Annotated in this window: 5 protein-coding genes; all 5 read left to right on the forward strand. The window is 54.0% G+C overall.

Annotated elements, in window-relative coordinates; translation table 11 throughout:
- Positions 1-85 precede the first annotated feature (85 nt).
- The 5 genes from ODJ80_RS11020 to ODJ80_RS11040 all read left to right on the forward strand — a co-directional run bounded on the left by ODJ80_RS11020 (position 86) and on the right by ODJ80_RS11040 (position 12,264).
- A complete protein-coding gene (locus tag ODJ80_RS11020; RefSeq protein WP_263042121.1) occupies positions 86-6,589 on the forward strand; it encodes a VaFE repeat-containing surface-anchored protein in 6,504 nt (2,167 codons plus the stop codon).
- A 445-nt stretch (positions 6,590-7,034) separates the two neighbouring features.
- Positions 7,035-8,054, forward strand: a complete 1,020-nt coding sequence (locus tag ODJ80_RS11025; protein ID WP_263042122.1) for a hypothetical protein — start codon at positions 7,035-7,037, stop codon at positions 8,052-8,054.
- Entirely contained in the window at positions 8,054-8,890 is an 837-nt protein-coding gene (locus ODJ80_RS11030; protein WP_263042123.1) for a class B sortase, read from the forward strand. Before ODJ80_RS11025 ends, ODJ80_RS11030 begins: the two co-directional genes overlap by 1 nt.
- A gap of 120 nt (positions 8,891-9,010) precedes the next feature.
- Positions 9,011-11,956: a lysozyme family protein gene (locus ODJ80_RS11035; RefSeq protein WP_263042124.1), complete on the forward strand. Its 2,946-nt coding sequence runs from the start codon at positions 9,011-9,013 to the stop codon at positions 11,954-11,956.
- A gap of 95 nt (positions 11,957-12,051) precedes the next feature.
- Complete coding sequence (locus tag ODJ80_RS11040) at positions 12,052-12,264, forward strand: hypothetical protein (protein ID WP_263042125.1); 213 nt, start codon at positions 12,052-12,054, stop codon at positions 12,262-12,264.
- Positions 12,265-12,835: the final 571 nt, after the last annotated feature.

A 12,835-nucleotide genomic window follows, 5' to 3' on the forward strand; every position in this document is an offset into this window, starting at 1 on the left:
GATAAATGAATAGCTGCTGAAAAGGCTCTCTGGAAGCAGAGGGCCTTTTCTTACGCCCAAAATTAACGGAAAGGAGAATAACGATATGAAAAGCAAACGGTTTGCGGCGTTGTTCCTGGCGGTAATGCTGGTCCTTACCTCCCTACCGTTCTCTGTGTTCGCCGCTGAGAACACTGGTATTGAGGAGACTGGTGCTGAGGAAAATACTTCCTCCAGCATTACCATCTCAGATTCGTCCGGTGATGTTCCTGTATTGTACGCACAAGACCCCTTTTCCGAGATTAAGAACCGTGCGGAAGGCGGTAGCAATGACATGACACAGTACGGTGTGACACGGGCTAAAATCGTGTCGCACCTGGAGTCCCACGAACACGATGACTTCTACTTGGGAACGCCATACCAAGGCGGCGACTGGCAATCCCCCAATGGCGACACTTCCTACAACGGCTCTGCCGGTATGAACTGTACAGGTTTCGTGTCCTATGTCTTACGAGCCTGCGGTCTGAACACCGGCACTTTTTTGGAACAGCTAAGTCTCACTGGCAGCACCGTATGGGCTGGTTCTGGCCTGCCCTACGACCTGATGAGCGGTGCCAGCAACTACCTGAACGCCGTGCAGAACGGTGACATTGCCGCCTACACCTTTCGGGATAAGAGCGAATTGCTTGCCAGCGGATTAGCCCAGAAAGGCGACATTATCCTGATGTGGTGGTCCCTCAGCCCCTTTGACGATGGGGCCGACAACCACATTGGCTTCTTCTGGGGCGATTCCTCCAGTGAGGATAAAATGTGGCACAGCAGCACCCATCCCCAAAGTGGGAATCAAATCTCGGAAATCGTTCCCAAGACCCCTGGCTCCTACTTTATCCTCATCAAAACAGAGAACGAAGAACCCACCTACTCTGTCACTTTGACCAAGACCTCCGCTGATGCCACTGTCACACAAGGAAACGCTGCGTATAGTTTGGCCGGAGCCACCTACAACGTGTATAAGGGAACTACCGCCAGCGGCACTGTGGTGGCTACGTTTACCACCGATTCCAGCGGTCATGCGACCATTAACCCACCCCTGGAAAATGGAACATACGCCGTTAAGGAAACGAAAGCTCCTCCCGGATATAAGCTGGACCCCGAAACCCATGTAATTACCATCAATGGGTCAGACACCACTATCAATGTTCAGGATGACCCTGGCCGTATGGCTATCAAAGTGGTAAAAAAAGATGTTGAAACAGGCACTACGGCGCAAGGCAATGCTAGTTTAGCGGGTGCCGTGTATAGAGTTTCGTACCAACTTGGAGGACAAACTGTTACAAAGGAAATAACTTCCAATGCCGACGGGACTTTTCCGATGATTACTGATATTCCGTTTGGCACAGTAACCATCCAGGAAGTTACCGCACCTCCCGGTTACAAGTTGGATACAGAAATTCATACCTACTATATAGATGGTAGCCAAATGGTGACGGATACTTACGAACTTGTCCCCGATGACATCACCGAGGAAGTGCAGCGTGGTGGCCTCACCATTCAAAAGAAAGACAGCCAGACAGGAACAACCCCGCAAGGCGACGCAAGCCTAGCGGGGATTTCTTTTGAAATTGTGAATGAAAGCCAGAATGCCGTTGTGGTGGGTGGGAGGACCATCCAGCCTGGGCAGGTGGCTACTACTATTACGACCAACGCCAGCGGCGTAGCAACTACCGGGGCAAACGCTCTCCCTTATGGCGATTACACTGTCCGTGAATCCGCCACCAACGACTCCATGTTGTTGACATTTACGGAGGAAATCTCCGTCACCATTGATGAAGATGGGGAGATGCTGGAGTACGAAGCCGAGGACGATGTGGTGCGGGGCGGTATCACTGTCACCAAGCAGGACAGTCAGACCGGCTCCACTCCCCAGGGCAACGCCAGCTTTGCAGGGATTGACTTTGAAGTTATCAACCGCAGCGCCAACCCCGTGGTGGTGGGCGGCCAGACTTACGCTGTGGGCGAGGTGGTAATGACCATCACGACCGACGAATCCGGTACTGCAAGCACTGGCAACGATGCCCTTCCCTACGGCACCTACGAGGTCCGGGAGTCACAGACCAACGAAAGTATGCTGCTCACCTGGACCGGGGAAACGGTCACTGTGCGGCAGAACGGCCACTCTGTGGCAATTACCGCCGTAAACGATGTGGAACGTGGCGGTCTTTCCTTGCAGAAGACGGATACCATCACAGGCACCACCCCCCAGGGCGACGCTGATTTTGAAGGCATCACCTTCCAAATCATCAACAATTCCCGCAATCCCGTTATCGTGGAAGGCCAGAAATATCAGCCCGGCGAAGTGGTTAAGACTTTGGTGACCGATGCCGAGGGCAAGGCCAGCACGTCGGATGACCTGCTTCCCTATGGCGAATATATCTTACACGAGTCTGCTACCAATGAATCCATGCTGAACACTGTTCCCGACCAAACCGTGCTCATTGAGGATGATGGGGTCATCTATGAGTTCACCTGCCCCAATGAGGTGGTTCGTGGTGACGTGCTCATTGAGAAACGTGACCTGGAATCCGGGTTGCTTACCCCTTTGGGCGGGGCCAGCCTGGACGGGACTCTCTTTGAAATTACCAATAAATCCAAGAACGCTGTGTACGTCAACGGTGCTCTGTACGCCCCTGGTGAAGTGTGCGCTACCATCGAGGTAAAAGATGGCATTGCCCAGACCGAGAACCGTGCGCTGCCTTACGGCACTTACGAAATGCAGGAAGTGAAGCCTGGTGAGGGCTACCTGCATACTGACCAGGCGGTGCGCCACTTTACCATCCGGCAGGATGGGCAAGTAGTGGAATACCGGGATGGCGACGCAGCCTATAACCAAGTCATCCGTGGCGACTTGCAGTTTGTCAAGGTGGGCGAGGGCGGCGAGGCAAATATGGGCCGGTTCGCCAATGTGGCCTTCAAACTTATTTCGGAAACCACCGGCGAAACCCACATTGTTGTTACCGATGAAAACGGGGAAGTGAGGACAACAACAGAGTGGAATCCTCACTCTCAGAACACCAACGGCAATGATGGTGTAGAGGATGAAGCTGCCTGGGATGACCATGCTGGCACTTGGTTCGGTCTTACAACCGAGGGCTGGATGGTGGAGACCCAGGACGGCCTCTGCGCTCTCCCCTATGACACCTATACCATTGAGGAGTTGCGCTGCTCCGGCAACCAGGGCTATGACCTGGTGCGGGTGGAGCACGTCACCATCTCCCGGAACAACACCACCATTTACCTGGGCACCCTGGATGACCAGTTTGAAGGTGTGCCCGAAATCGGGACCACAGCCTTGGTGGACGGGGAGCACACTGCTGCCCCTGCCGGGGAAGTCACCATTACCGACACCGTGGAGTACAAGAACCTGAAGGTGGGCGAAACCTATAAGATTTCCGGTGTGCTCATGGACAAGGAGACCGGTGAACCCCTGCTGGTGGGCGAGGGCGAAGAACAAGCCCAGGTCACCGCAGAGGTGGAGTTTACCCCCACCAGTGCCCAGGGCACGGTGGAATTGACCTACACCTTTGATGCGTCTGCTCTGGCCGGTAAGGCCGTGGTGGTCTTTGAGGACCTGTATCAGGGCGAGAATGTGGTAGCCTCCCATGCGGACATCAATGATGAGGGCCAGACCGTGACCTTTGGCAAGCCCTCCATCGGCACCACCGCCACCATCGATGGCGAAAAGACCGCCGAACCCGCCGAGCAAATCACCATCACCGACACCGTGGAGTACAGCGGCCTCACCGTTGGCCAGGAATACAAGCTGACCGGTGTTCTGATGGACAAGGAGACCGGCGAACCTCTGCTCATTGGCGAGGGTGAAGAACAGGCCCAGGTAACCTCTGAGGCCACCTTTACTCCCTCTGAGCCGAACGGCACCATTGACGTGCTGTTCACTTTTGACAGCTCCGCCCTGCTGGGTAAGAGCGTGGTCGTGTTTGAGACCCTGTACCAGGGCGAGAACGAAGTGACCGCCCACACCGACATCGAGGACGAGGGCCAGACCGTCACCTTTGTGGAGGGCCCGAAGATTGGCACTACCGCTACCGTGGACGGCAGCCACACTGCCTCCCCCGTTGGCGAAGTAACCATCGTGGACGAAGTGGCCTATTCCGGCCTGACCCCTGGTAAGACCTACAAGATTTCCGGTGTGCTCATGGACAAGGAAACCGGCGAACCCCTACTGGTGGGCGAGGGTGAGGAACAAGCCCAGGTCACCGCTGAGGTAGAGTTTACCCCTGAAGCTGCCGAGGGCACGGTGGAGCTGACCTATACCCTGGACGCTTCTGCCCTGGCCGGTAAGAGCGTAGTCGTGTTCGAGACCTTGTATTTGGATGATGTGGAGATCACCTCCCATGCCGACATCGAGGACGAGAACCAGACTGTGACCTTTGGCGAGGGGCCGCAAATCGGCACCACCGCCACGGTCAATGGCCAGCATACCGCAGACCCCACCGGAGAGGTCACCATCATTGACGAAGTGGCTTACTCTGGCTTGACCCCCGGCGAGACCTACAAGATTTCCGGTGTGTTGATGGACAAGGCCACCGGTGAGCCTCTACTAGTTGGCGAGGAACAAGCCCAGATCACCGCTGAGGTCGAGTTCACCCCCGAAGCCGAGTCCGGCACGGTCCAGCTCTCTTATACCTTTGATGCCACCTCTATGGCAGGTAAAGCCGTGGTGGTCTTTGAGCACCTCTATCTGGGTGAGCTGGAAATCGCCACTCATGCGGATATCGAGGACGAGGGGCAAACCGTGACCTTCGGTGTACCGGAAATCGGCACCACTGCCACTGTCAACGGTGCACACACGGCGGAACCCGCCGAGCAGGTGACCATCGTGGATACCGTGACCTATTCCGGTTTGACCCCTGGAAAGACCTACAAGCTCTCTGGCGTTCTCATGGACCAGGCCACCGGTGAACCCCTGCTGGTGGACGGCAAAGAGATTACCGCCGAGACCGAGTTTACCCCCGAAGCGTCCTCCGGTACGGTGGAGCTGTCCTACACCCTGAACGCCAGCACCCTGGCCGGTAAGAGTGTGGTGGTCTTCGAGGACCTGTACTTGGATGGCGTGAAGGTTGCGACCCATGCCGACATCACGGACGCCGGGCAGACCGTCACCTTTGTGGAGCCGGATAAGCCCATGATTAGCACCATGGCCACCGTGGACGATGAGCAGATTGCCATGCCGGTGGGCGACATCACTTTGACCGACATCATTTCCTACTACCAGTTGACCCCCGGCAAGGAATACACCCTCAAGGGTGTCCTCATGGACCAGGCCACCGAAAAGCCTTTGACGATTGATGGAAAGCAGGTCACTTCCGAAGTCACCTTTACGCCTACCGAGTCCAGCGGCACGGTGGAAGTCACTTTCACCTTCCCCGCAGACACGCTGGCGAACACGAAAGTAGTGGTGTACGAATACCTGTATCTTGACGGGAAAGAGGTAGCCACCCACACCGACATCAACAACAAGTGCCAGACCATCACCTTTGGCGATACTCCCTCCATTGGGACTACCGCCACCGTGGACGGCGAAAAGACCGCCAAACCCAGCGAGGAGCTGACCATCACCGACACGGTGGAGTACAGCGGCCTCATCCCCGGCAAGACTTATAAGCTCTCCGGCGTCCTCATGGACAAGGAGACAGAGGAGCCGCTGCTGGTGGATGACAAGGAGGTCACCTCCGAAGTGGAGTTTGTGGCCGAGAAGGAATCCGGCACCGTGGAGATGACCTTCACCCTGGACGCCTCTGCCCTGGTTGGCAAGCACATCGTGGTCTTTGAAACTCTCTATTACAACGACAAGGAGATTGCTGCCCATACGGACATCGAGGACGAGGACCAGACGGTCCTCATCGACCTCAATGGGCGCATCTTCGCCACCAAGGTGGATACGGACGGCGCTCCTGTAGAGGGCGTTGTTTTCGGTTTATTCACAGCTGACACCACGGACTTCACGGAGAAGAACGCCGCCGCCACGGCTCAGACTGGCGCTGATGGCAAGTTTGAGTTTGATAACGTCCCTGCTGGCGAGTGGCTGATTGTGGAGCTGGTGGCCCGTCCCGGTTACGTCCTGGACAGCGAACCCATCGAAGTCACCGTGGATGCGGAGGAAATCGACCTGGGCGAGATCGTAAACGAATACACGAGAATTTCCATCATCAAGACAGACGCCACCACCGGAGAGCAGCTGGCAGGTGCTACCCTGGAGCTGTACGACCCCGATGGAACCTTGATTGATACCTGGGTCTCCAACGGGCAGCCTCACCAAATCACTAAGCTGGCTGTAGGCGATGGCTACGTTCTGAAAGAGGTCTCTGCTCCCACGGGATACAAGATCGCGGATAGGATTACCTTCAGCGTATCTTCTACCGGTGAGGTTCAGACCATCGAGATGCAGGACCATCCCCGTGACATCGTAGATGTTCCCAAGACTGGCCAGACTACGCCTCCCATGTTCATTTATGCCGGCGTATTGGTTTTGGCGGTAGCCCTTGGTGTAGGGTTTGTAGTCTACTACAAGAAAAAGAAGACCAGCCGATAATTCCAGGAGGGACAAAAACTTGAAAAGAAAAATTATACTTTGCCTGCTGTCGCTGCTCCTGGTAATCACTGTCCCAATGGCAGCGGCGGCAAGGACAAGCGAAAAGGAGGATGAGGGGCCGGTAGGCAGGCCCAGCGTTTATCAAGTACCTATTGAGACACCAAAGCCGGATGTAACGCCTTTGGCGGTCCCCTCACCCTCTCCCTCACCCTCTCCCTCACCTTCTCCAACGCCGTCTCCGGTTACCCCAAATGTGGGTACCATTTCTACGGCTACACCCACGGTACCGCCGACTACGGCGACCTCTACCCCGGCACCAGCCTCAACGGCTACGCCCTCTGCCACGCCCGCCCCTATCACAGCGCCAGTATCTCCTTCCCCGGAAGCAACGCCCACTCCAACAGAGGGGGCGCTGAACATCCAGTGCGGTGGCGACAATGGAGCTATGCAGGGTTTTACCATTGATATAACTGGGTACACCCAGGACGGGAAACAGTATAGTAGAGAGTTCCGGTCGAATGAAGAAGGCCTTATATCTGTCAATCTCCCAACAGGAAGCTATACTGCCGGCCCGAAAGTGGCCACTTCGGCGAACCAGGGCTATGATCTGCCTGATGAGCAGAAGTTTTCCATCGCTGCGGGAGAATCCATTTACCTGTCGTTTGATTTCATAGCGAACCAGCGCAATTTACAGCTTACCGTGGTGGATGACGATGGTACCCCTATGCAAAACGTGACCATTGGCATCTTCCCGGTAAAGGAAGATGAGCAACTGGCTGAGGAGGTCCCTATAAAGGATACCACCGATGTGAGCCATGAAATTGAATCCTATACCCAGGCCGTTGCCGATGCGGAGTACCAGGCCGACCCATACAATCGCAGCAACGCCATTACCACCGGAAAAACCGATGCGGATGGCATGGTTCTGCTTGAGGAAGTGCCTGTAACCGATGTTGTGGCGGTTGCCATTGATGTGCCGGATGGCTACACCATGGAGCAAATCCCTACGGCGATCCCGGCGGGTCTGGATACAGATTTTGAAATCCTCTGCGAATACCTCAAAGTGGATGTGGAGATCGTCAACGACAAAACTGGCCTCCCCCTGGTAGATGCCGAGGCTGTATTACGCACCTCAAAGGGAGTAGAGCTTGCCAACTGGTTGACCGAGGGCCGGCCCCACAGGCTCATCAGGATTCCTGCCGCTGAATATGAGCTGGAGCTGAGTTATGAAGGGCAAACAGAAACGCTGCATTTTGAAGTGACAAACGATACCACCACCCAAGTGGTAGACTTACAGACCTACCTTACCGGCTCAGTTACGCCGGAAGAACCCGAAAAGGACTATGCCTTTTTGGGGTTGGCAATCTTCGCCAGCCTTGTAGCTATAGTAAGCCTTGGTGTTTTGGGCTACTTTGGGATGAAGCGCTGGAAAGAAAACCGTATGCGGTCTGGAGGGTACCAGTAATGCGCCAAAAAGTGCTGCTGGTACTCGCCGCTGCGGTGCTTCTCGGAGCTGCGGCCTGGGCGATATGGGGTCTTGTCACTTCGACCCAGGACCGTGCGGAGCAGAACGCCATATTTGAACGCCTGCGGAAGATCTCCACGGAGGATACACCTACGGACCTTGGCACCTCATCGACTGCCAGCGATGACCCATCTTACACAGAGCAAAACGATGTTTCTGCGTCGGAGCCGGAAGTCTATAGCAACGCTGCACCAGCGGAGGAAAGCCAGGGCCATAACATTTCCGTTCTCCACGATGAGAACCCGGACTGTGTGGGGTGGGTATCCATCGAGGGGACCGACATCGACTACCCCGTGATGTACTCGCCGGATGATCCAGATTATTACCTGGATCACAGCTTTGAGAAGACCCAAAACCGGCACGGTGTACCATTTTTGGACGCCCGGTGTAATGTGAAGACCTGCGACAATCTTTTGGTCTACGGCCATCACTTTGTGGAGGGTGAGATGTTCTCCACCCTCCACAAATACACCAGTTACAGCTTCTATGAGGACCACCCGACAATAACGCTGGAAACGGAGGACGGCATCAGCGAGTACAAGATCGCCGCTGTCCTTAAAGTGTCCGGGACGGCCACTTCCACCCGATGGAGTATTTTCAACTCCATCTACATGGATGAGCGGGCCTTTGCCGAGATGGTACATGAGCTGGAAGCACAGACCCTCTACACCACCGGTGTCACCCCCGTGTACGGAGACCGTCTATTGACCCTTGCCACCTGCGAGTATTCCCAGAAAAACGGGCGGCTTGCAGTGGTGGCCGTGAAAGAACAATGAAACTGGAAGGCTGTGGCTATCGCCGCAGTCTTTCCTTTTGCCCCTGGTGACCCCAGGGGTAAAAGGAAGGACTGCAACCAGAACCGGAACCAGTTCCGGTTTTCCAACAGGAGGTATAAAATGGCAAAGGAACATATCACTCATCCCGAAGATACCAACGAGAAAAAGCAGCAGGCAGGAAGAAACTCTGACACCACAAAGGAAAATGCCTCCACCGCCCAAGAAACCCCTGAACAGGCCAGGGCCAAAATGGGAGAAAAAAAGACGCCCTCCCTTGCTGAAAAAGCAGAGGAGGCAGGAAAGAAGAATGAGGGTCTATTCAAAGGCAAGGTGAAAAAGCGTTATAAGAAACCTGCCCGGAGAAAGGAACGCCGTTTTGTACATAGGGCTGCCGGCAATTATGCCAGAGGGAAAGCTCGGAAAGCAGACAAAGCCCCACCGCACAAGTCCCCGGAGGTCAATAAAGACGAAAGTCCAATATTGAAACAAGCTCCCCTCCTCTCCAAGGAGGTTACAAAGGACGGATTTAACACAGCGAAGCGTCTGGTTCAGGAGGGAAAGTCGCTTGCCGGAGAGGAGCCACAGGCCGAAGGCTCGGGAGAATCCCCGGAACAGTATGCCATCGACCAGATGGGAGGCAAGGCCAAAAAAATTGGACGCATAGCTCTTACCGAAGGCAAACAAGCTGTAAAAAAGGCTCTTGAACAAAAAGGCAAAAAAACCGAGGCGGTCCCGCCCCAGAGTCAAAAGAAAGATACGGAAAAAGACTCCAATAAAGCAGAAGAAACCGATCAGGGCACAGACTCCGGAAAGAAGAAGAAGGTAGAGGAACCTCAGAAAAAAGATAAAGAAAAGCCTGCCGAATCAGAAAAAGGCAAACAGGAAGACCCATCTAAACCACAAATGGCCGACCCAGACGAGGAAGCTCCAAACGTCTATAATGAAGAAGTACAGACAAATCAGGAGGAGCTTTCCAGCCCAAACATCATCAAGGAACACGGCATAAAAAATAAACGTACCAGCGGGACCACGGACACAGGGTCAGGTAGTCCCAGAATAGCCGTACCGACCCGTCCCAACCGCCCCAGTGCACCTTCAAATTCTGACAGCGGAAACGGGCTTCATATTCTCAACGAAACGCACAGCGAAACCCTTTCTTCCGGGATCGCCTCAGCCCGTTCTGATTTACGTTCGCTGGAACGGGAAGAAGATGGTATGAACAAAGTTGTCGCCTCTGGTAACGTGTATCAAAACGGGATAGCACAGGGAGAAAATGAGATTCAGACAGCCGGTACTAGCGTACACGACCAGGCTGCAAGACAGGACCTCTATCCCGAGCCGGTAAAGAACGCCTATGACTATTACCCCTCCGTGAACCCCGTACAAGAAGAGAGGCTACAGGTAGAGCTTAACCCAGACCACACAGAAGCAGAACCCCTTACCACAGTTGAGTCAGGGCGGCCCTACCAGCCCAGTTATAGGGAAGGCAGGTATGAGTCTCCGGTTCCTAAAGAGACCACATCACGCACTATGGGCCACCCGGACAAACAGCAGCCGGGATACCAGGCGCAGTCTTCTGCAATATCTACCCATCCCACCGCTGGCGCTCCTGCCCCCTTTAGCACCAAAATGCCTTCGCCGAAACAGGAGAGCCGAGCTGCCAACAGCACTTCCAGCAAAGGCGCATCCGCTGGCGACAAGTTGAAAAAGGGAGTGAACGCCAGGGAAGTCAACAGTAGTGGTCTCAATATCAGCGGCAAGGTGACTTTGAATACCTGGCAGCGTGACGTAATGGTAAACCAGCTCCATAATCAAGCCCCAGCGCTAGTCACCAGTGGAGCACAGAGTGGGACAGCCGTGCAAGCTGTCGTGAATTATGGCCAAACAGCCATGGTCCAGATGGGGCAAGGGGCGGCCACAGCGGCCAGCGGAGCTGCAACGGCCGGCGTGGGAATCGCTGTTCAAGCTGGCGTTAAAGTGGGCGAAAAAGTCATCGAACAAATCAAACAGGCGATCCAAAACGCAGTAACAAGCGCCCGGTCATCCGCAAAAACCTGGGGGGCCGGGACGGCATTACTACTCTTCCCCCTCATGTTAGCGTTTGCTTGGGCGCTTAGTAGCTCTGTCAGTAATGGGTCAGCATCTAATGTCAATCTTTCCGATGCCGTTATTGCTCTCATGCCCCAGATCAATGAGGCATGTCAAGAGCATGGTATCCCCGAATACGCCCCTCTGGTGGCTGCTGTAGTCATGCAAGAGTCCGGGGGTAACGTAGAATTGGTCCATGGTGATGTGATGCAATGTGCTGAAGGTATGGGCTATCCCGTGGGGACTCCCATATCTGTAGAGGAGTCTCTGGACTTTGGGGTGGAACTGTTAGCAGATCTACTCACCCAGGCGGGATCAACCGGACCTACTGATATAGTCCATATAAGCCTTGCGCTACAGTCGTACAATTACGGTGGTGGATATCTTACCTGGGCTGTGAACAAATACGGAGGCTACTCAAAGGAAAATGCGTTGGAATACTCTCAGCAACAAGCAGCAGCTATGGGGTGGAGTGGATATGGCGACCCAGAATATGTGGATCATGTACTTCGCTACTACCAGGTGAATGCAGGAGGTATGGGTGACCGCAGCGCCATTGCCAACGGACTATTTGCTTACCCGTTCCCCGGCCATACCTGGACTACCTATGAGGGACATGAGGGAATCGACATTTCCTTTGAGGGCATCGAAGGTCAGCCGGTCTATGCTGCCGCCTCTGGCACAGTTACCTATGTGCAAACCGGATATGGCAACCTGCAGGGCAGCGAAAACCTGGACTCCTATGGTAACTGCGTCTTCATCAATCATGGTGGTGGATGGGAGTCACGTTATGCCCACATGTCAAGCGTTGTCGTTACTTCTGGCACCTATGTACAAGAAGGCCAACTGCTTGGGTATGTAGGCAACACAGGCAATTCCTATGGCGCTCATCTCCATCTTGCCATCTACTACAATTCAAGCCCATCCTCTGGCGGCGTTATCTACGCTGAACAGGCGTGGCCGCAGTTGAAAGAATAGAACCGGAACTGGTTCCGGTTCTATATTGACTTATCCGACCATTTGCGCCATAATAAAGCATGAACGTACTCTATTCTATGTGGGAGGACTGGAATATGACACCTGCAAAAAAGGAAGAACCGTATGTAAATGGCTTTGAGGTTTCGGATGAGGAAATAGAGGAACAGGCCATGGAAATGTGGGAGGAAGAAGTTGCAAGGTTATCTCGTCAGAGGGATGACCTGCTCTTTGCTGGTAAAGTAAAAGAGGCGGAAGATATCGAATGCAGGATTGCCGAACTCGACCAACTTTTGGGGTATGAGGAATAAGTCTTTTCCACTGGCAGCTTTTTCATACCCAACCCACCACTTGGCGTTGACAAAGCGCTGTGCAAACGCTATAATAGACATAGAAAGAGAGCCTGCCGATAGACGGTTAGCCCTCAGATTGAGTCACTGAAAATGACCGCACACCTTGGCCGGGGCGGTCATTTTCTTTTGCTCCAAACAGCCCACAGTAGTGTGCTCCATCTCCTCCCAGGGAAAGACCTCGCCACGTGTAAACTGAGCACAGCTACGGAGATAGCAAAGAACGTGTTCTCTCCATTCTATCTCCCGCAAGCCGCCGTAGTAGAAACTGTACTTGAGCCTTTGCAACTTGTCCTTTACATTTTGGCAGAGAACGCCGATGTGACGAGACAGTAGTACGGTAATTATACCCCTTAAAAAGTAATACGGTATAAGAAAGAGGCACCCAAATGGGTGCCTCTTTCTTATACCGACAGCCTGTCGAAAAAGGTCACCTTTTGGTGGCCTTTTTTCTCGTATTGAGAGAGAAAATGCGGTATAATGGTGTAGGGTGATAAAAATGCTGGTAAAGAACGCAGAAAATCGAGAGCAG

This window comes from Acutalibacter sp. LFL-21, assembly GCF_025630755.1.
In the GTDB taxonomy this organism is placed as follows: domain Bacteria; phylum Bacillota; class Clostridia; order Oscillospirales; family Acutalibacteraceae; genus Acutalibacter; species Acutalibacter stercoravium.